General features: G+C 68.0%; 17 protein-coding genes. 11 read left to right on the top strand and 6 right to left on the bottom strand.

Annotated features, from left to right (window positions below):
- The first annotated feature begins 3 nt into the window (after positions 1 to 3).
- From AC1DDO_RS07380 to AC1DDO_RS07360, 5 genes are all read left to right on the top strand, one after another.
- Complete coding sequence (locus AC1DDO_RS07380) at positions 4 to 822, top strand: HAD family hydrolase (protein WP_441408277.1); 819 nt, start codon at positions 4 to 6, stop codon at positions 820 to 822.
- A 183-nt stretch (positions 823 to 1,005) separates the two neighbouring features.
- Positions 1,006 to 1,254: a hypothetical protein gene (locus AC1DDO_RS07375; RefSeq protein WP_476867075.1), complete on the top strand. Its 249-nt coding sequence runs from the start codon at positions 1,006 to 1,008 to the stop codon at positions 1,252 to 1,254.
- A gap of 100 nt (positions 1,255 to 1,354) precedes the next feature.
- The gene (locus tag AC1DDO_RS07370) at positions 1,355 to 2,197 is read left to right on the top strand and encodes a glycerophosphodiester phosphodiesterase family protein (RefSeq protein WP_476866863.1); all 843 of its coding nucleotides are present in this window, start codon (positions 1,355 to 1,357) and stop codon (positions 2,195 to 2,197) included.
- Positions 2,198 to 2,337: 140 nt separating this feature from the next.
- On the top strand, positions 2,338 to 3,462 hold the full coding sequence (locus tag AC1DDO_RS07365; RefSeq protein ID WP_476866864.1) for a glycerate kinase: 1,125 nt from the start codon (positions 2,338 to 2,340) through the stop codon (positions 3,460 to 3,462).
- Positions 3,463 to 3,601: 139 nt separating this feature from the next.
- Complete coding sequence (locus tag AC1DDO_RS07360) at positions 3,602 to 5,146, top strand: MFS transporter (RefSeq protein WP_476866865.1); 1,545 nt, start codon at positions 3,602 to 3,604, stop codon at positions 5,144 to 5,146.
- 56 nt (positions 5,147 to 5,202) lie between these two features.
- Here the strand turns inward: AC1DDO_RS07360 and AC1DDO_RS07355 are convergent, their stop codons facing one another.
- A complete protein-coding gene (locus AC1DDO_RS07355; RefSeq protein ID WP_476866866.1) occupies positions 5,203 to 6,558 on the bottom strand; it encodes a uracil-xanthine permease family protein in 1,356 nt (451 codons plus the stop codon).
- Positions 6,559 to 6,822: 264 nt separating this feature from the next.
- On the opposite strand from AC1DDO_RS07355, the gene AC1DDO_RS07350 reads away from it, so the two are divergent.
- The 3 genes from AC1DDO_RS07350 (at position 6,823) to AC1DDO_RS07340 (ending at position 9,551) form a co-directional block, all read left to right on the top strand.
- Complete coding sequence (locus tag AC1DDO_RS07350; protein ID WP_441408272.1) at positions 6,823 to 7,428, top strand: malonic semialdehyde reductase; 606 nt, start codon at positions 6,823 to 6,825, stop codon at positions 7,426 to 7,428.
- A gap of 278 nt (positions 7,429 to 7,706) precedes the next feature.
- Positions 7,707 to 8,246, top strand: a complete 540-nt coding sequence (locus AC1DDO_RS07345) for a 2'-5' RNA ligase family protein (protein ID WP_476866867.1) — start codon at positions 7,707 to 7,709, stop codon at positions 8,244 to 8,246.
- A 147-nt stretch (positions 8,247 to 8,393) separates the two neighbouring features.
- On the top strand, positions 8,394 to 9,551 hold the full coding sequence (locus tag AC1DDO_RS07340; protein ID WP_476866868.1) for a GGDEF domain-containing protein: 1,158 nt from the start codon (positions 8,394 to 8,396) through the stop codon (positions 9,549 to 9,551).
- Here AC1DDO_RS07340 and pgm read toward each other — a convergent pair.
- Complete coding sequence (gene pgm, locus AC1DDO_RS07335; protein ID WP_476866869.1) at positions 9,541 to 11,202, bottom strand: phosphoglucomutase (alpha-D-glucose-1,6-bisphosphate-dependent); 1,662 nt, start codon at positions 11,200 to 11,202, stop codon at positions 9,541 to 9,543. The two genes, AC1DDO_RS07340 and pgm, sit on opposite strands and share 11 nt — an antisense overlap.
- A gap of 149 nt (positions 11,203 to 11,351) precedes the next feature.
- Here pgm and AC1DDO_RS07330 point away from each other — a divergent pair, with 149 nt between their 5' ends.
- Complete coding sequence (locus tag AC1DDO_RS07330; RefSeq protein WP_476866870.1) at positions 11,352 to 12,158, top strand: DUF4190 domain-containing protein; 807 nt, start codon at positions 11,352 to 11,354, stop codon at positions 12,156 to 12,158.
- A 44-nt stretch (positions 12,159 to 12,202) separates the two neighbouring features.
- Here the strand turns inward: AC1DDO_RS07330 and AC1DDO_RS07325 are convergent, their stop codons facing one another.
- The 3 genes from AC1DDO_RS07325 to AC1DDO_RS07315 form a co-directional block, all read right to left on the bottom strand.
- Positions 12,203 to 13,057 carry a phosphotransferase gene (locus tag AC1DDO_RS07325; RefSeq protein ID WP_476866871.1) on the bottom strand — a complete coding sequence of 285 codons (855 nt, stop codon included), beginning with the start codon at positions 13,055 to 13,057 and terminating at the stop codon, positions 12,203 to 12,205.
- Between the two features lie 4 nt (positions 13,058 to 13,061).
- On the bottom strand, positions 13,062 to 14,567 hold the full coding sequence (locus AC1DDO_RS07320; RefSeq protein WP_476971634.1) for a peptide MFS transporter: 1,506 nt from the start codon (positions 14,565 to 14,567) through the stop codon (positions 13,062 to 13,064).
- 151 nt (positions 14,568 to 14,718) lie between these two features.
- Positions 14,719 to 15,840 (bottom strand): alcohol dehydrogenase catalytic domain-containing protein, encoded by a 1,122-nt coding sequence (locus AC1DDO_RS07315; protein ID WP_476866872.1) that lies wholly within the window; start codon positions 15,838 to 15,840, stop codon positions 14,719 to 14,721.
- Positions 15,841 to 16,207: 367 nt separating this feature from the next.
- Between AC1DDO_RS07315 and AC1DDO_RS07310 the strand changes: the two genes are divergently transcribed.
- Complete coding sequence (locus AC1DDO_RS07310) at positions 16,208 to 18,193, top strand: sialate O-acetylesterase (RefSeq protein ID WP_476866873.1); 1,986 nt, start codon at positions 16,208 to 16,210, stop codon at positions 18,191 to 18,193.
- Between the two features lie 260 nt (positions 18,194 to 18,453).
- Here the strand turns inward: AC1DDO_RS07310 and AC1DDO_RS07305 are convergent, their stop codons facing one another.
- On the bottom strand, positions 18,454 to 19,899 hold the full coding sequence (locus AC1DDO_RS07305) for an amidase (RefSeq protein ID WP_476866874.1): 1,446 nt from the start codon (positions 19,897 to 19,899) through the stop codon (positions 18,454 to 18,456).
- A gap of 287 nt (positions 19,900 to 20,186) precedes the next feature.
- Between AC1DDO_RS07305 and AC1DDO_RS07300 the strand changes: the two genes are divergently transcribed.
- On the top strand, positions 20,187 to 20,513 hold the full coding sequence (locus tag AC1DDO_RS07300) for a rhodanese-like domain-containing protein (RefSeq protein ID WP_390201660.1): 327 nt from the start codon (positions 20,187 to 20,189) through the stop codon (positions 20,511 to 20,513).
- The last annotated feature ends 2 nt before the right edge of the window (positions 20,514 to 20,515 follow it).

Below are 20,515 nucleotides of genomic sequence, written 5' to 3'. Positions count from 1 at the left end.
TCTATGCGGCTGGTAGCAAGTGACATCGACGGAACGATCCTGGGCCATGACGGCAAAATCAGTGAACGGACCGTCCGCGCGTTCCACGCCTGCCGCGACGCCGGGCTGGAACTGGTGTTCGTTACCGGTCGGCCGCCGCGCTGGCTCCACCCCCTGCAGGACCAGCTGGGGCACACCGGAACGGTCATCTGTTCCAACGGCGCCGTCGTGTGGGACCTCGAGGCAGACCGCATGCTCTCGGCGAGGACCCTGGACCTGGACGCCGTGTTCGAGATCCGGCGCATCATCAAGCAGCTGCGTCCGTCCGCCTTGTTTGCCGCCGAGACCCTCACCGGCTTCCACCTGGAACCGGGCTTCATTGAAAACGGCTCAAGCCAACTGCTCGCGGAATTCACGCCGGCCCCGCTGCACACCACCCTCGCCGAGGGGGACTCTGTGGTGAAGTTCCTGGCCATTCTCCGCGAGGGCACCGCCGACGAATTCCTCGCCGACGTGGCGCCCGCCGTCGCCCATCTGGCCGCCGCGACGCACTCGGCGCCGAACATGGCCCTGCTGGAGCTCTCCCTGCCCGGCGTGAACAAGGCCGTGACCCTCGCCGAATATGCGGCGTCCCTGGGCATTGGCGCGGCGGACGTGGTGGCGTTCGGGGACATGCCCAACGACATCGAGATGCTCCGCTGGGCCGGACACGGCTACGCGATGGCCAGCGGCCACCCCGAAGCGATCCGCGCCGCAGGCCAGCAGGCCCCGCACTTCGACGACGACGGCGTCGCCCAGATCCTCGAGGCCAAGCTGGCCGAACTCGGCGTGCGGCTGACCTAAGGGCGCCGCAGCCGACATCCCGGCCCCGTCCGGGGCCGAGGTCCACGTCCCGGCGTGCCCGCCGGCGTCCTGATGCACGTCCCGGCCGGACACCGGATTCCCAGCGGACGGTCAACTGGCGTTCACCTTGCCCTTCTAGGCTGAAGTCTCGCGACAGTTCGTATGACCGATAGTGGGGACATCATGGCCAGGCACCGCATCAACAACACGGACGATCAACCCCTGCGACCGGCGGAGCCGGACCCGCACTGGAGGCAGCTGCGGCAGGGCGACCGCGTCAGCGTCCGGCTGGCCCCGGGCGTCGAGACCAGCGGCCTCGTGGACGCAGTGACGGCGGACCACAGCGTCGTCTGGGTGGACCTCGACGGCGGCCGCGGCCGCACACTGCTGCACTGCGCCGACGGCGTCGAAATCCGACCGCACGACTCCTGACACCGGCCCCGCCGAGCCCCTTTGCCCGCTGCCGTCCTCCCGCCTGCGGCCCGGTTCGACCTCACGGGCCGGCAGGTCCAGGCTCAGGTACGCTTCAGGAGTGACCAGCCCTCACCCGTACTTCGCCCCCCGCGGGAACCACGACGCCAGCCCGGAGGACGCCGCTACCCGTGTCTCCGGCGGTTCCCTGGCGCCCTTGGCGATGGCCCACCGGGGCTTCTCGCTGGACGGGCTCGAGAACTCGATGGCCGCGTTCCGCGCCGCCGTCGACCTCGGGTACCGGCATCTGGAGACGGATGTCCACACGACGGCCGACGGCGTTTTGATGCTCTTCCACGACCCCACCCTGGACCGGATCACGCAGGGGAAAGGCCGGATCGCGGACCTTCCGGCTGAGACCGTGGAGCAGGCCAGGATCGGCGGAACCGAGCCGATTCCGCGGTTCGAGGAGCTGATTGCGGCCTTCCCGGACATCCGGCTCAACATCGACGTCAAGGACTGGCAATCGGTGGGCGCCCTGGCCTCGGCGATCGAACGCCACGGGCTGCACGACCGCGTGCTGGTGGCCAGCTTCTCGGACCGGCGGCGCCGTGCGGTGCTGAAGCGGCTGAGCCGTCCCGCCGCGAGCTCGGCCGGCATCATGTCCAGCGCCGTGTTCGTCCTTCTGGGCCCGGTGCTGCCGGCGCGGCTGATGTCCCTCGTGGCGCGTCGGGCACTGCGCGGGGTCCACGCCCTGCAGGTCCCGGTCCGCTACGGCGCGGTGCCCGTGGTGACGTCCGGCTTCATCCGGCGGGCCCACCGGCACGGCCTGCAGGTCCATGTGTGGACGGTCAACGAGCCCGCGGAAATGCACCGGCTGCTGGACGTCGGCGTCGACGGCATTGTCACGGACCGCGCCGACCTGCTCAAGGCGGTCCTTCAGGAGCGCGGGACCTGGGCCTAGCTGTGCTCCCAGCCGCCGCGCCCCGTCCCCACGACTGGACACCACGACCGGACACCACGACTGGACACCACGTCCTGGGCGCGCGTCTTGTTGGCGCCCTTGTTGGTGCCGCGGCCACGCCGGACTGGCAGGATAGACCCATGCGCATCCTCATCGCCCCGGACAAATTCAAGGGCTCCCTCACCGCCACCGAAGCCGCCGCCGCCATTGCCGAAGGCGCCCTGCGCGTCTACCCGGACGCCGAGGCCATCCAGTTTCCGGTGGCCGACGGCGGCGAGGGGACCCTCGAGGCGGCCGTCGCGGCCGGTTATGAGGAAAGGCTCAACGCGGTCGTTGGCCCGATCCTGGCCCCGATCGGCGCCGCCTGGGCTATCCGCGCGGATGCCTTCGGCGGGGCCACCGCGGTGATTGAAACGGCCCAGGCATCCGGGCTGGCGCACATGGAGCCCACCCCGGCGAACGCGCTGCGCGCCCACAGCTATGGCTGCGGGCAGCTGATCGCCGCCGCGCTGGACGCCGGTGCCAACGAAATCGTCCTGGGCGTGGGCGGCTCGGCCATGAGCGACGGCGGCAGCGGCGCACTCCGGGCCCTCGGACTCAAGCCCCTGGACGCCTCCGGGAATGTCGTGCCCCTCGGCGGCGGATCGCTCGCCGACGTCGCGTCCGTGGACATCAGCGGCCTCGATCCACGGCTGTCCGAAGTAAAGTTCAGGATCGCCGTCGACGTCCAAAACCCGCTGTACGGCACCGACGGGGCAGCACACGTGTTCGGTCCGCAAAAAGGCGCCGACGCCGATGCGGTGGAGCTGCTCGACGCCGGCCTGCGGAACTGGGCCTCGGTCCTGCGCGAGTCGACGGGCCGGGACGTCAATGTGCCCGGCGCCGGCGCGGCCGGCGGCTTCCCGGCGTCGTTCCTGGCCTTCAGCACGGCCGCCCTGGAAGGCGGCTTCGAACTGGTGGCCGGCCTGACCGGGCTTGCCGCGAAACTCGCGGTGGCGGACCTGGTCATCACCGGAGAAGGCTCCATGGACAGCCAGTCGCTGACGGGCAAGGCTCCGATCGCCCTTGCCGATGCCGCCCAGGCCCTCGGCATTCCCGTGATCGTGGTTGCCGGCCGGATCCTCGTCACGCCTGAGGACCTGGCCCGGCACGGAGTGGTGGCCGGCGCGCAACTCCTGGACGTCGCCGGCAGCCCGGAGGACGCTGTCGCCAACGCCGCAAAATACCTTGCCTGGGCCACCAGCCAGGTCCTCGAAGGCGCGTAGGGCGTAGGGGCGGACCGGACCGCGACTGCGCGCCCGTTCCTCTGGTCCGGGTGAGTCCGCCCGGCTAGACTGGCCAAATTGGGGGCCCGTGACTCCCGGCCAGGGCCATGAGCACACATGGCCTTCCCAGGAGGACGATATGTCCACGAAGCACAACTCCCGCCGGGCGAAGCTCCAAGAGCGCCGGCTAGAGGTCGAACACATCAACGTCGTGGACCGGCGCGTCATGCGCAAGGCCCTCGGCGGCACCATCGTCGGGAACACCATGGAGTGGTACGACGTCGGCGTGTTCGGCTACCTGATCACCACCATGGGCCCCGTCTTCCTGCCGGAGGCGGACAAGACCGTGCAGAACCTGTTCCTGCTCGGCACCTTCGGCGCCACCTTCATTGCGCGGCCGCTGGGCGGGGTGTTCTTCGGCTGGCTTGGCGACAAGATCGGCCGCCAGAAGGTCCTCGCGATGACCCTCATCATCATGGCGGCCTCGACCTTCGTGGTGGGGCTCCTGCCCGGGTACGCCGTGCTTGGTATCTGGGCGGCCGTTCTTCTGGTGGTCACCAAACTCATCCAGGGATTCTCGACCGGCGGTGAGTATGCCGGTGCCACGACCTTTGTCAGCGAACACGCCCCGGACGCCCGCCGCGGCTACTTCGCCAGCTTCCTGGACCTTGGCAGCTACATGGGCTTCGCCATCGGCGCGGCCCTGGTAACGCTGCTGCAGGTGGTGCTCGGCGGCGACACGATGGAGGCGTGGGGCTGGCGCATTCCGTTCCTGATCGCCGGTCCGCTGGGGCTGGTGGCCATCTACTTCCGCATGAAGATTGAGGAGTCCCCGACGTTCCAGGCCAGCCTTGACGCCCAGGCCGCCGGAGAAGCCGGCGGGGACGGTGAGGCCGCGGCAAAGGGCCCGGTAGCGATCGTTGCATCCCATTGGCAGAACATCCTGTTGGCCATGATCCTGGTCGCGGCGGCCAACATCGTCGGCTACGCGCTGACGTCCTATATGCCGACGTATCTGACGTCGAATCTGGGCTATGACGAACTGCATGGCACGCTGCTGACCATTCCCGTCCTAGTGGCGATGTCTGCGGCCATCCCGCTCACCGGCCGGCTCTCGGACCGGATCGGCCGCCGCCCGGTGCTGTGGATCGGTTCGCTCGGGACTGTGATCCTGGCGGCCCCGGCCTTCCTGCTGATTGGCGTGGGGGAGATCTGGTCCACCCTCCTGGGCCTGGCTCTCGTCGCTTTTCCGCTGACGTTCTACGTGGCGAATCTGGCCTCTGCCCTGCCGGCGCTGTTCCCCACGGCCAGCCGGTACGGTGCCATGGGCATTGCGTACAATTTCGCGGTGGCAATCTTCGGTGGCACCGCCCCGTTTGTGATTGCCGCGCTCATCGCCGCCACCGGAAACGACATGATGCCGGCCTACTACCTCATTGCCACCTCGGCCGTCGGCGCCGTGGCGGTCTACTTCATCCGCGAAACCGCCGGACGCCCGCTCCTCGGCTCCATGCCGAGCGTGGACACGGTGGAGGAAGCCCATGAGCTGGTTGCGGGCCAGGACACCAATGACAACCTGAATCTCAACGAGATGCCTTTTGACCACACCTACGAGCCGGCGGAACCGGCCAGTGCGGAAGGCGGGGCAGGGGCAGCAGAGGCGAAGGACCGGCCGGCGGAGTAGCCAGCCCTGAGTATCGGGTTATCGCCCGCCAGCAGTGCTTTCCCAGCAGTAGTTTCCTAGCGGCGCTTCTTGGGGGTGCGCTTGACGGCTGCCTTCACCGCGGCCGCCGAGGCCGCAGCCGGCGCCGGATCTTCGGTTTCCGGCTCCGCCACCGTGCCGCGCGCCTTCGCGATCGCCTTCATGCCGTGGTAGATCACCAGGGCCGCGGCCGAGCCCAGCGCGATCCCGGTGAACTTCAGGTCGCCAATGGTCCAGGTGTAGTCCGCAATCCCGACGATCAGGGCCACGGCGGCCGTGGTCAGGTTGATCGAGTTTGAGAAATTCACCTTGTTCTGGACCCAGATCTTCACGCCCAGCACGCCGATCATCCCGTAAAGCATCGTGGCCGCGCCGCCCAGGACACCGGCAGGGACAGTGGCGATCAGCTCGCCGAACTTCGGCGAGAAGCTCAGGATCACCGCGAAGATGCCGGCCACCCAGTAGGCCGCCGTCGAATACACCTTGGTGGCAGCCATGACGCCGATGTTCTCCGCGTACGTGGTAGTACCGGACCCGCCGCCAAACCCGGCAAGCATGGTGGCGGCGCCGTCGGCCAGCAGCGCCCGGCCGGAGACGCCGTCGAGGTTCTGGCCCGTCATGGCCGACACGGACTTCACGTGGCCGATGTTCTCCGCCACCAGCACCAGCACCACCGGAACGAAGAGGCCCACGACGCCGAGGTGGAATTCGGGAGTCTGGAAATGCGGCAGGCCCACCCACGCGGCACCCTCCATCTTGGAGAAGTCCACCTCGCCCCGGATCATCGCAACCAGGTAGCCCACCAGAACGCCCACCAGGATGCTCAGCCGGCCCAGCATGCCGCGGAACAGCACGCTGACCACGATGATGACGGCCAGGGTGATGAAGGCCGTGACGGGGGCCAAGTCGAAGTTGGCCTTCGCCGCGGGCGCCAGGTTCAAACCGATCAGCGCCACGATCGCGCCGGTCACGATCGGCGGCATGACCCGGTTGATCCAGCCGGCACCGAATTTCTGCACCACGGCACCGACGACGGCGAGCGTCGCGCCCGCCAGCACCACCCCGCCCAGTGCCCCGGGGACGCCGAACTGCTGCTGGGAAGCCATGATCGGGGCTATGAACGCGAAGCTGGAACCGAGGTAGCTCGGCACCCGCCCCTGCGTGATGACCAGGAACAGGAGGGTGCCGATGCCGGAGAAGAACAAGGTGGTGGCCGGCGGCATGCCCGTGATGATCGGGACCAGGAAGGTGGCGCCGAACATCGCCACGACGTGCTGCATCCCGATCCCCACCGTCAGGGGCCAGGTGAGCCGCTCATCAGGCCGGACGACCTCACCGGGGCGGACAGACTTGCCGTTGCCGTGGAGCTTCCATTTGGTGCCGAGCATGCTCATTGCCGGGAGCCTTTCAGAGAATGTGGGGCGGGCGCGGAAGGAATCTTCCCGAGCAACTTTACCGCGCAGGGTTTTGCCGGCCGTCCGCCTCGGGACGGTTGGGGCCGGGTCTAGCAGTGGCCGCTTTGGGTGGTGTGTGCCGGAGGTCACAGGGCTTTGCGGGAAGCAGACGCCGGAAGTTGAAGTTGCAAGTAGTGACCACAAACTATGGACAGCAAAAGCCGGCCACCCAAAGGGCGCGCCGGCACAGCGAAAGGGATGCCAATGACAATCGCCCACGATGAAGCAGTAATCGAGGCAGCCGCCGTCGACGCCATCTTTGCCGAAGCCCGCACCGCGAACGCCTTTACCGGCGACGTTACCGAGCAGCAGGCCCGCGCCATCTACGAACTGACGAAGTTCGGACCCACCGCTTTCAACTCACAGCCGCTGCGCGTCACCTACGTGCGTTCCGACGACGCCCGGGCCACACTCGTGGATGCCCTGTCCGCCGGAAACCGCGCCAAGACGGCCTCCGCGCCGCTGGTCGCCGTCCTGAGCTACGACACCGCCTGGCAGGAGCAGTGGGACACGTTCCTTCCCGGCTACAACGCCCCCAAGGCCATGTACGACGCCGCACCGGACCTCGCCGCGTCCACCGGCAACAACAACGCCCACCTGCAGGCCGGCTACTTCATCCTCGCGGTCCGCTCCCTGGGCCTGGCCGCCGGTCCCATGACCGGTGCCGATTTCGCCAAGATCGACGCCGCGTTCTTCCCCGACGGGAGCCAGAAGAGCTTCCTGGTGGTCAACATCGGCCAGCCCGGTGAAGACGCCTGGGGCGCAGCCAAGCCGAAGTTCGCCTACGAGGACGTCGTCCGTACCGTCTAAAGGCCCTAGCTCGCGGAGGTGCCTCCGGCGCTGCCTATCCGCGGAGGTGCCTCCGACGCTGCCTATCCGCGGAGGTGCCTCCGGTGCTGTCTTTCCGCGGAGGTGCCTCCGGCACCATGGGGGACAGGCCGGAGGCACTCGGGATGTGATTCTGCGGTTCAGCGCACGGCCCACATCCAGGGCCACTTCTAATTTTAGTCCGCGCCCTTGTCTCCGGCACCGTGTGTTTTCGCAAAATGCCACGGTCCGTGGCGGCCTTGGCATGGCACACTTTTCCCATGCGGAACCTGATCGCGGTGGCCTTCGTGGAGCCGGTAGCCGAGGGGCTCGAGTTTCCCCGTGATGACTGGCCGCTGCACATCACATTGGTCAAGTTCGACGTCGTCGAACCCCACCAGGACGCACGCGCCGAAACCGAACCGGGCACAATGCCGGTCCAGGACGATCCGCTCGCCGGGCAGATCGCCGCACTCATGGCGGATCCGGTGGCCGCGGTCCTGGGTTCCAGCCTGCGCGTGGCCGGCGAAGCCGGTTTTGGCCGCGCCGGCTCCATCCCGGTCAGCCTGATCGAACCCAGCGACCAGCTGCAGTTTCTCCACAACCAGCTGGTCCGGATGGTGGAGCAGCTGCCCGGCAGGATTTCCACGCCTGCGTACACCCTGGAAGGGTACCGGCCGCACGTCTCCCACCACGGCGACAAACGGCTCCGGCAGGGCGACGCCGTCGCGCTGGACCGGATAGCGCTGGTGGACATGGCCCCCGACGGCAGGCACGCCACCCGCCGGGTACTCAAAATGTGGACCGAAGTCCCGGCCTGAGCACCGGAACGGCCTCCTACGAGGTCCAACACGTCATATCTGTGACCCCAGCGGTGGATTCCCGCACGACCGGTGCCATACTAAGGGCAACTTCGACGATGAAGCGATGCATTCGGGCAAGTCAAGAGCGGACCGGGGGGCCACTACATGATGCTTGACACCGCGACACTGAGGGTTTCCTTGGCGCTGGTCGACCTGACACTGCTGCTGCTTTTCTACTTCATTACGTTCCGGCGCACGAGGTCCCCCTACAGCGGCTGGTGGTGCATGGCCCTCCTGCTGTTCCTGGTCGGCAATGCCGCGTATCTGATGGACGGAACGGTCCACCAGGCCTGGGCCATTCCGGCCGGCAACGTCCTGCTGGTCGCCGGCGCCGCAAGCATCTGGGCCGGTGGGCGATCGCTGCGCGCCCCTTCACCGCGGTCCTGGCACCTCGCGGCCGGCCCCGCCGCCACCGCCGTCGCTTCAGCCTTGGACCACCCGGCCACCAACACGTGGGCGGGAGGCCCGGTGTACCTGGGATTCATGGCCCTGCTGATCGGCATGGGATCCCGGGAGCTGTTCCTGCTCGAACGCGACTACTCCCGCGTGCATCGGCCCCTCGCTGTCGGAGCCGGCATCCTGGCTGTTTTCTACCTGGGCCGCCTCGTCGTGTTCCTGACGAACGGGCCGGACAGTGCAATCTTCACCACGGTCTTCGGCTCCGGCCCCATGACCGTCTTCTCGACGATCACGCTGGTGGTCGCCTCCTTCACCATGGCCGAGCTGAGCTACGAACAACAGACCCAGGATCTGCGGGCACGGGCCACCGTGGACGGCCTCACTGGCCTGCTCAACCGCTCGGCGTTCCTGGACCTGGCGGAGAACGAACTGCGCCGCCTGCGCCGGACCGGCACCACGGCCTCGCTCATCCTGGCGGACCTTGACCACTTCAAGGCGATCAACGACCAGTTCGGCCACTCGGCCGGGGACTCCGCCCTGCAGGCCTTTGCCAAGGCCTGCGCCGGAACCGTCCGCTCCACCGACCTCGTGGGCCGCTACGGCGGAGAAGAATTCATCCTCCTGCTGCCGGGGGTCACGCCGGAGCGGGCGCAGTCAATCGCAGCCGACATCAGCGCCAAGCTCCATCAATCCGCGTCCGCCGACATTCCCCGGCTGCCCACCGTGAGCTACGGCATCGCGTCCACCGGCTCCGCGCCTGGTGGACTCGACGCCGCAGTGGTCTCGGCCGACGCGGCCCTGTACCAGGCAAAGACGCTTGGCCGGGACCGCGCCGAGTTGGCCACCGGCGGACCTACGAAATAACGCCGTCCACCAGCGCTTTCGCTTCGGCCTGGACCTGCTTCAGGTGCTCGGCGCCTTTGAAGGACTCTGCGTAGATCTTGTAGACGTCCTCCGTGCCGGAGGGACGGGCCGCGAACCAGGCGTTTTCGGTGACCACCTTGAGGCCGCCGATCGCCGCGCCGTTGCCCGGCGCCTCGGTCAGTTTGGCGGTGATCGTTTCGCCGGCCAGCTCGGTGGCAGTGACGTCCGACGGCGAGAGCTTGCCCAGCGAGGCCTTCTGCTCGCGCGTGGCGGCGGCGTCGATCCGGGCGTACACGGGGTCGCCGAACTGGTCCGTGAGCCCCTTGTAGAGCTGCGACGGCGACTTGCCGGTGACGGCCGTGATCTCCGAGGCCAGCAGGGCCAGCAGGATGCCGTCCTTGTCCGTGGTCCAGACGCTGCCGTCCATCTTGTTGAAGGAGGCGCCCGCGGATTCCTCGCCGCCGAAAGCCCCTTCGCCGGACAGCAGGCCGGGAACGAACCACTTGAAGCCCACCGGAACCTCAACGAGCTTCCGCCCCAGGCTCTGCGCCACACGGTCGATGATCGAGGAGGACACCAGGGTCTTGCCGATCACGGACTGCGGGTTCCACCCGGTGCGGTGCCGGTAGAGGTAATCGATGGCGACGGCGAGGTAGTGGTTCGGGTTCATCAGCCCGCCCTGTCCATCAACAAAAGGCGTCACGATGCCGTGCCGGTCGGCGTCGGCGTCGTTGCCGGTGGCGATGTCGAACTTCGCCCCTTCGGACATCCTCGTGATCAGCGAGGCCATCGCCGACGGCGAGGAGCAGTCCATCCGGATCTTCTCGTCCCAGTCCAGGGTCATGAAGGCCCACTGCGGGTCAACGGTCGGGTTAACCACCGTGAGGTTCAGGTGGTGGCGCTCGCCGATCTCGCCCCAGTAGTCCACGGACGCGCCGCCCATGGGGTCCGCGCCGATCCGGACACCCGCCTCGCGGATGGCATTCAGGTCCAGCACCGAGGGAAGGTCGTCGACGTAGCTGCTAAGGAAATCGAACTTGCCGGTGGTGTCTGCCGCGAGGGCTTCGGCGACGGGGATCCGCTTGACGCCGCGCAGGCCATTCTCGAGTAGCTCGTTGGCGCGGTTGGCGATCCAGCCGGTGGCGTCGGTGTCCGCGGGGCCGCCGTGCGGCGGGTTGTACTTGAATCCGCCGTCGCCCGGGGGGTTGTGGCTGGGGGTCACCACGATGCCGTCGGCCTGCGGTGCGCCGGGGGCGGCGTTCCGGTTGTGCGTGAGGATGGCGTGGCTTAGGGCAGGGGTGGGCGTGTAGCCGTGGCGGGCATCGATGAGGACATTAACGCCGTTGGCCGCCAGTACTTCGAGGGCGGAATTCTGAGCCGGTTCGCTCAGGCCGTGGGTGTCCTTCGCCATGTAGAGGGGGCCGGTGATGCCCTGGCCCGCACGGTATTCCACGATCGCCTGCGTGATGGCGAGGATATGGGGTTCGTTGAAGGAGGCCTTTAGGCTCGATCCCCGGTGTCCGGAGGTGCCGAAGGCCACACGCTGGCCCGGGTCCGAGAGGTCCGGCGAAACGTCGTAGTACGCATCCAAAAGCGCAGTGAGGTCAACAAGGTCCTGGGGTTGGGCAACTGTGCCCGCGCGGCTAGCCATGGCACCAGCATGCCAGACGACACCGGCGTGCAACACGGTTTCGCGTCAAAGCCGGTCCTATGACGAAAAGAAAACCCGCCGAAGGGCCTGGTCCCAAGCCAACCCCACGGCGGTACGCTGGACGCAGGGACTTCTTGAGGGGACATGCCATGACTGACCAGCCAAAACAAGGCAAAGACGAGACCCCGGAGGGCTACCAGCCGACGCTGCGCCTCCCGGACCAGCAGCCGGACGCTCCGCAGCAGCAGGCAGCGCCCGGTGGCGGCCAGGACCAGGAACAATCGGCGACGCAGCAGTTCGCGCAGCCCGAGCCCCCGCGGCAAGCTGAGCCCCCGCAACAGCCTGATGCCCCCCAACAGCCCGAGCCCCCGCGGCAAGCTGAGGCCCCGCAGCAGCCTTCGGCCACGCAACAGCAGTGGCAGGAACAGCCCTACACGGGTCAGCAAGCAGGCCAACCGCAGCCCGGCCAGCAAGCAGGTCAGCCGCAGCCTGGCCAGCCGGCGCCGGACCAGGGCCCGTACTCCAGCCCTTACCCGCCGATCTACGGCGACTCCGGCCGCACGCCGTATACCGCGGGATCGGCGGGCTATGGACAGCCTGCCTATGGCCAGCCCTCCTCGCCGTATGGCCAGCAGCAGTCGCCGTACGCCCAGCCGGGCAGCCCCAATGCCTACGGCCAGCCGGCGTACTACGGCGTGCCGGCAGCGCCCAAGAGCCTGAGCATCGCCAGCATGTGCTGCGGCATCGCCGCCCTGGTGGGCTTCGGATTCTTCCTGCTTCCGCAGCTGGCCGCCGTCATCCTGGGACACCTGGCCCTGCGGCGCGAACCGGCCGGCCGGGGCATGGCGATCGCCGGCCTCGTGATGGGGTACGTGGGCATCGCCGTCACCGTCCTGGTGCTGGTCATCTTTGGACTGGTCATCGGCACGGCCCGCAACAGCGGATACGGCACCTAACCGCTCCCGCGGCGGCCATCGCCGGTCTGCATCAAAGCGTCGGCTCAGCGCGTCAGCGCGGCCACCAGCGGTTCGGCATTGGCCTCAAGCCACGCGCGGCGGCGGTTGATGAGGCCGCCCACGCCGTCCTCCCACATCCGAGCCCAGCCGCCGCCAAGGGCGGCGGCGTTGTGCCGCATCCGCTCGTAGCTCAGCGCGGCGGCATCGATCCCGGCGACGGGAACCCGACGTCGTTCATTCTCCGTCCAGCCGTAGGCGTCGGCGAAAATGCGCAGCCGGCGGAATGGGTCCTGGTCTTCCCAGCCTGGCCAGGCGTCTGACGGGTCGCGGAGCGGAACCCAGTGCATGGCAGTGTTGAGCGAATCGTGGAGTGCCGTGGCGGGTCCGGCGAGGTCGAAATCGACAAGTCCCGCGGCCAGGCCGCCCCGGACCACCACATTCTGGGGTGTGACGTCCAGATGGCAGATGAGCGCGGTGGCATCGGAGGGGTTCGGCCGGACCGGCCTGGGCGGGAACGAGTGGGCCCGCGGCACGAAGCCCGCCGACGCCGTGTGCAGGCGCCGCACCAGGCGGGCCACGGAGGCCAGCAGCCTCTCGGACTGCGCCCACGCTTCCGGTTGCGCCCCGGCGCACCGGCCCTGAACAAAGGTCAGGACATCCCGGCTCTGTGCGTCGCGGCCGAGGAAGCGTGGGGAGCCCGCAAAGCCTGCGTCCTCCAGCCAGTCGAGGTACTCGGCAACGGCGAGGGATTGCGGTTGGTGCGGGCGGCGGATGGTTCCGCCAACCCGCACCACACCATCGGTCACGTCGCCCGCCGGCATGATTTCGACGTCGGACGCCTCGCCGGGGGTGGGAGTGTAGACGCGCGATTCAACCGGGACGCGACGTGCGGGGCTCATCGGGTCAGCGTACGCCGCCCATGAGCTTCTTGATCGCCGGCGAGGCGATTGCCAGGCCCACGGCCAGCAGCATCGCGGTTCCGCCGATGCCGATGAAGTAGGGCAGCTCGTCCTTCGGGTTGTACAGGCCGGACAGGATGCCGGCCAGTGTGGTGCCCAGGGAAACTGACAGGAAGAACAGGGCCACCATCTGGGTGTGGAAGGCCTTCGGCGCCAGCTTGGTGGTCACGGACAGGCCGATGGGGGAGAGGAACAGCTCTGCGAGAGTGAACAGCAGCAGGATTCCGACCAGGGCCAGCAGAGGGGTCTTGCCGCCGCCGGCCAGCGGGATGAAGGCCAGGAAGGCCAGCCCCATGACGAAGAGGCCTACGGAGAACTTCAGGGCAGAACCGGGCTGCTTCCGGCCGAGTCTGGTCCACAGGGCGGCCATGATGCCGGCAAAGACGATGATGAACACCGGGTTGATGGACTGGACCCAGGCGGCAGGCATTTCCCAGCCGAAGAGGTTCCGGTCCAGCTTCTCTTCCGAGTAGACGGCAATGAAGGTGAACTGCTGCTGGAACAGCGCCCAGAACGCGGCAGAGGCGATGTACAGCGGGATAAACGCCGTCACCCGGCCGCGCTCGACGGCGGTGACCTTCTTGCTGCTGAAGATCAGGGCGAAGTACAGCACCGACGCGCCGATTGCGGCGTAGGCCATGGACATGGCCAGGTTCTCGGGGTTCACGGTGCCGGTCACGAGCAGCGCAGCGATGATCACGGCGATGCCGCCGAAGATCAGGCCGTAGCGGGTGCGCTGGGCAGCGGGAAGGGGATTCGGGACCCGCTGTGCTGCTTCGGGCAGCTTCTTGCGGCCCAGCGAGTAGATGACAAGGCCAATGGCCATGCCGATGGCGGCGGCGCCGAAGCCCCAGTGGAAGCCCTGGCTTTCCTGCAGCCAGCCGGTGACCAGCGGGCCAATCAGCGCGCCGGCGTTGATGCCCATGTAGAAGATGGAGAATCCGGCGTCGCGGCGTTCGTCTTTCTCGCCGTACAGGCTGCCGACGAGGGCGGTGGCGTTGGCCTTCAGCCCGCCGGAGCCCACGCCCACCAGCACCAGACCGGCGATCAGGCCGGGTATGCCGGGAACGAGCGCCAGCCCGATGTGGCCGGCCATGATCAGGATCGCCGCACCGAACAGCACCTTCTCCGAGCCGAAGAGCCGGTCAGCAAGCCACGCGCCGAGGATCGTGGAGAGGTAGACGCCGCCACCGTAGGCGCCGACGAGGCCGGCGGCCATGGCCTGTGGGATCTCAAGGCCACCCTGGGCGGCCGTGAAGTACATGTAGTAGAGGAGGATCCCCTGCATTCCGTAGAAGGAGAATCGCTCCCACATCTCTACGGAGAAAAGACTGGCCAGCATCTTTGGGTGGCCGAAAAACGAGGTGTCGCCCGGCGCCTTAGCGGAGGGACTGAACGAGGGATCGCCCGGCGTTGTAGCGGGGGGATTGGATAAATGAGTTGTGCTCATTTACTTAATGGTGACATTGTGACGCGCGATTGTCACATTCGAGCAGTCCGGAGGCAAGCAACCCGGATAGTGTTTTGCCTCTCTTTCGCCTCCCTTTCGCCGGATTTTCCGGGAGCCGGCCGCGGTGGGCGGCCGGGTCCCGGGCCGGGTGCTAGGCGGGCTCGCCGCCGTCGAACATGATGACCTGCCGGATGGCCTGGCCGTCAGCCAGCTGGTCCATGGCCTGGTTGATGTCGGCCAGGGCGATACGGTCCGAAATCAGCTCCTCGACCGGCAGTTTCCCGTCCCGCCACAGCTGGGCGTATTGCGGGATGTCCCGCGACGGTACGGCGGAACCGAGGTAGCTGCCCACGATCGTCCTCGCCTCGGCGGTGACGGTCAGCGGCGCCAGCTGGGCCCGGGCCTCGGGGGACGGCAGCCCGGCCGTGACGGTGGTGCCGCCGGGGGAGGTGGCGGCGAACGCGGTTTCGAACGCGCGGGCATTACCGGCGCACTCGATCACGTATCTGGCCTTGACGCCCTCCTCGAGGACCTGCTGCGGGGTGTACGTTTCGTGGGCGCCGAGGCGGCGGGCGTGATCGAGTTTCTGCTCCAGCGTGTCCACGGCGATGATCCGCGAGATGCCCTGCGAGATGGCGGTGATGAGCGCCGCCATGCCCACGCCTCCAAGGCCGACGATCATGATGCTGTCCTGCGGGCGCGGCCGGGCCGCGTTCAGCACGGCGCCGCCCCCGGTCAGTACGGCGCAGCCCAGGACCGCGGCTATGTCCGCGGGGATGTCGTCGTCCACCGGCACGGCCGACGCGCGGTCCACCACGGCATGGGTCGCGAAACCTGAGACGCCCAGGTGGTGGTGGACCGTCGCGCCGTTGCGGCTCAGGTGCCTGGATCCGTGCAGCAGCGTTCCGTCGTTGTTGCTCTTCGAGCCCGCGGTGCAGGGCAGCCTGCCGTCTTCGGCGCAGTTCGGGCAGCTCTCGCATCGCGGCAGGAAGGACATGACCACGCGCTGCCCGGGCCGCAGGTCGGCGACGGCGGAGCCGACCGTCACGATCCGGCCCGCGGCCTCATGGCCCAGAAGCATGGGGACCGGCCGGACCCGGTTGCCGTCGACGACGCTCAGGTCAGAGTGGCAGATCCCGGCGGCCTCCATCCGGACGAGGATCTCGGTGGGCCCGGGAGCCGCCAGCTCCAGCTCGGAGATGCTGATGGGCCTGGATTCCGCGAAGGGACGCGGGCGCCCGATTTCTTCAAGTACTGCACCGGTGATCTTCATCGATCCTCTTTCGCGGCCTGGTCGGGTTTGTGTGAACGATAGCCGCCGGTCGCAGCCAGCGTCCATTTGGGCGGTGCCTTGGGCGTCCCGACGACGGCCTGAGGGGAGGAGGGCACCGGCCGGGTTGTTCGCCACTTTCACCGCTTTGACCGCGTGCCGAGGGTCGCCGCCGCGGGCAAGAAAACCTCAAGGTAGCTCGGCGACAGTGTGAGCTATGGCTAGTTGGGGAAAGCGATATGGTCCCCCGAATCCGGCACCGCCGGCTGTGAGGGTAATGCCTTCCTCCACAGCGGCCTTTATCCTGCGACCACTGCGCCGGCATTGGGCCCCGGACTCCTCCGGGCGGTCCCCGACTTCGGACCGGGGCATGTGGCTTCACGGCTTCCTGATCGGCCTGACTGTTTTTGCCCTGATGGTCGCGGGCATTGTGCCGGGGCAGGCCGCAAGGGCCATCACCACCCTTCACGTCTTCGTCGCGGCCGGACAGTCGAACATGTCCGGGCGGGGCCTGCCCCTTGACAGTACGGATGACGTGGCAGACCCGCGCATCTTCCAGTACGGAGCGAAAACCCCCACGTTTCGGCCCGCTTCGGTGCCGTTGGACATGCACGACACGCCCAACGGACTTTCGCCCGCCACGACGTTTGCTCGGGAGTATCTAAAGACCCAGCCAGCAGACGTCGGAGTCCTCATCATCCCTGCAGCGCACGGCGACACCGCCTTCGACGGCCGGCCGGCGACTTTGACCTGGTCCGTCGGCACGGCTTCCGCCCCGGAGTACGATTTGGGGGCGCTTGCTGTCAAACAGACGTTGAGCGGCACAGCGGCGGCCAAAGCAGCCGGCTACGCCGTCGTCCTCAAGGGGATTCTCTGGCACCAGGGCGAGAGCAGCTCCGCCACAAGCACTGCGAGCTACAGCGCGAAGCTGGACCAGCTCATTGCCTACTTCCGCGACCAACTGTCCGCACCCAAGCTGCCCTTCGTCGTGGGACGGATGTCGCCGGAAGGCATCGCCGCCACACCGGGCAGGGGCAACGTGGACAGGAGCCACTACCAAACCCCAGGCCGCGTCGCCTATACCGGCTTCGCGCTCTCGATGGCCTGCGCCCTGAATCCGGGTGACTCAACCCACTTCTCCCGTGAAGGTATCGAATACCTGGGCAGGACATACCTTGCCGCGTACAGGCGGGCGATCGCGAACACTCAAACGTCCGACACCGCCACGCCTGATTTCGCCGTGCCGAACTGCGCTGGCAGGGCCATCGCCATAAACCCAACCCGATTCCTGGACACCAGGATTTGGCCGGGACGGGTGGCCGCGGGCAAATCGGTATCGTTCCGCGTCGCCGGCGTTAGGGGCGTTCCGGCCGACGCGTCTGCGGTCGTGGTGAACCTCACAGTGACCTCGCCGACGTCGAACGGCTACATAACCGCACACGCCTCCGGAACCGACAATCCGAGCACTTCGAACCTGAACTATGAAGCCGGGCAGACCGTTTCCAACCTCGCCATTGTGCCCCTGGGCGCGGACGGCCGGCTGACGCTCACCAACACGTCGTCCGGGTCAGCGCATTTGATCGTCGGAGTGTCAGCGTATTTCCACGAAGGCGTACCGTCCGCACCGGGGACGTTCAGTTCCGTCGCACCCACGCGGCTGCTGGATACGCGGTTGTCCTCGGGACCCGTTTCAGGCGGTCGATCGGTGACCTTTACAGTCGGCGGCAAGCTGGGGATTCCGATGAACGCATCCGCGGTGGTCCTGAACCTCACAACGACCCAGACGAAGAGCTTCGGTTTCCTGACCGCGTACCCCGCGGGTTCCACGAAGCCGACGGCGTCCAGCTTAAGCTACACAGCCGGGCAGACGGTGTCCAACCTCGTGGTGGTCCCCCTCGGGACTGACGGGAAGGTGACGGTTGCGAACACCTCGGCCGGCACGGCGGAGGTCATGGCAGACCTCCAGGGGTATTTCCTGCCAGGCAAACCAGCGCAGGCCGGAGCCCTCCGCGCCCTGAGCCCCACACGGTTCCTGGACACGCGGCTGTCCTCGGGCCCCGTGGCGGCGGGAGGATCGCTGACGTTCCACGTGCGCGGCGTCAAGGGAATCCCCACCACCGTGGCCGCCGTGGTGGTCAACCTGACCGCCACCGAATCCAGGTCCAGCGGGTTCCTCACGGCGTTCGGTTCTGGGGCGTCCACACCGAACGCGGCGAACCTGTCCTACGCGCGCGGACAGACGGTCGCCAACTTCGCTGTGATCCCGGTGGGGCCGGACGGCAATGTCAAGATTACGAATTTCTCGACGGGATCGGTGCAGATCATCGTCGATCTCGCGGGCTACTTCCGCGGGTAGGTCTCCGATGAGCCGCTGAACGGTGCGGCACTTGGAAACGGTGGGGCGCGCTTCTTCCTTGGGCTGCCCCGCGGGACATGCCCATTCTTGGCGCCCATGCCTGGACAAGATGGCATCATGTCCAGTCCTCGAGGCTAGGGGTGGGCATGTCCGCGGTGAGCGCTGGACATATCCCGTGTTCGGTCTGAGGCGTGGACATGTGCCGTGGCCAACGGGAGGGGTGGGCATGTCCTCTGGGAAGCCCGGGGCAGGAGCGAGGGCTAGAACCCCAACTGGGCGGCCACCTGCAGCAGCAGCCCCTCGGAGCCCATCGGCCCGATCAGTTGTATGCCCATCGGCAGGCCGGAACCCGGGGCGCCGCCGGTCCAGTGCACCGGAATGCTGATGGCAGGCAGTCCGCAGACGTTCACCATGGAGGACCACGGCGCGTATTCGCATTGCTTGCGGTAGTCGCCGTCGGCGTCGCCCGCCCATTCCGCAGCCGGCCAGTAATCCCCGCCGTGCGTCGCGGCCGTGAACCAGCCCACCGGGCGGGGCGTCTGCGCCAGGGCCGGCGTGAGGATGAGGTCCCACTGGCTGTACTGGGCGATCGTGTCGCGCTGGAACTGCCGGAGGAAACCGAGGGCTTCGTTGAGTTTCGCCGCACTCCGCTGCTGCGCCCGGCGCCGGAACGTCCTGGTGAGCGGGGTCAGGAGCGCCTCGCGCTGAGGTGGGATCCGCGCGCTGCCGATCCCGGCCGTCCAGGCTGTCGTGAAAGCGGCCGCGTAGCGGTTGTCATAGCGAATCGCGGCCTCTGAGGTCGCGTGTCCCGCCGCCTCCAGCCGCGCGACGCCGTCGGACAGTGCCTCGAGCGCCTCAGGATCCGGGGTGAAGGGGAAAGCGGTTTGCCACGGGCTGTCCAGGCTGATTCCGATCCGCAGCCGGCGCGGTTCCCTTGTGGTCAGGTCGAGGTAGCTGGAACCCGGCGGGACCGCGGGGGCGGGGGCCGGTGCCGCGGGCATCAGGGCATCCAAAAGCAGCGCGGCATCGGCGGCCGAGCGCGCGAGCGGCCCGGCAACCACGAGATGGGCCGGATCGCCGGAGCTTTCCCCGGCAGGCACCAGCCCTCGCCCGGGTTTCAGCCCGACCAGTCCGCACGCCGCAGCCGGAATCCGCACCGAGCCGCCGCCGTCGGATCCGGGGGCGAAGGGCAGCAGCCCCGCCGCCACGGCGGCAGCGCTGCCGCCCGAGGATCCGCCCGAACTGCGGCTGGGTGCATGTGGATTGCGCGACGGCGGGGCGATCCGGTTCTCGCTGTACGCCGTCAGGCCGAACTCCGGGACCTGTGTCTTGCCCAGCGACACCACCCCCGCCGCCTTGAGCGCGGCGGCGAGGGCGCTGTCGGCCAGCGCGGGCTTGCGGTCGAGCGCGGCGCTTCCGTGCGTGGTGACCACCCCCGCCACATCCGTCAGGTCCTTGAAGGCGACCGGCATCCCATGCAGCGGCGCCAGGGCTTCGCCGGTCCGGGTTCGGAGGGCGTGGACGTGGTCGGCTGCCGCGGCATCCTTCCGCGCCTGGTCCGCGGTGACGGTGATGAATGCCCCGAGGTGCGGGTTCCGGGCTTCGATGCGGTACAGGAAATGATCGGTGGCCTGCCTGGCGGAGAGCTCCCCGGAACGGAGCGCCTCGCGGAGCTGGACGGCGGCGAGCTCGTGGATTTCAGCCAAGGAAGCCGGACTTCAGCCGTTCGCGGGGCCATGCGGGTTCCGTGCCCGCCGGACATGCCCATTTTTGGGACCTGCGGGAGGACACCTTGGCATCATGTCCAGCGCTCGCAGCGAGGGGAGGGCATGTCCCGGGGCGGGGGCCGCGGACGGGCCGCTCCGCGGGGTGTTCGGCAGCCATGAGTCTCCTTTGCGGTCCCCAGAAGCGTAACGTGCCGCCAGCCGGGCACCGCTGCCGGCAGCGGGGGATACGCTGGGATCGGAGCTTGAATTCTGCGGAAAGGGTGAACATGAGCGACTTCCAGAGCGTAAGCGTGTCTGGCATCCCCGATGGTGCCAAGATCGTGGACGTCCGCGAGGACTATGAATGGGCCGCGGGACACGCCGAGGGCGCCCTGCACATCCCCATGGACCAGCTGCCGGCCCGGATCGAGGAGCTCGACCCGGACGAGGACGTGTATGTCATTTGCCGCACCGGCGGCCGCTCCTACCGGGCCACCCAGTGGCTGGTGGGAATGGGATATTCCGCCGTGAATGTGGCCGGCGGCATGGACCAGTGGGTCGAGACCGGCATGCCGCTGGTCTCGGACAACGGCCTCAAACCGGTCGTCCTGTAACC

The organism is Arthrobacter sp. 10N43 (genome assembly GCF_056394525.1).
The sequence above is the reverse complement of the archived record's forward strand: the minus strand, read 5'-3'. Positions and strand labels throughout refer to the sequence as shown.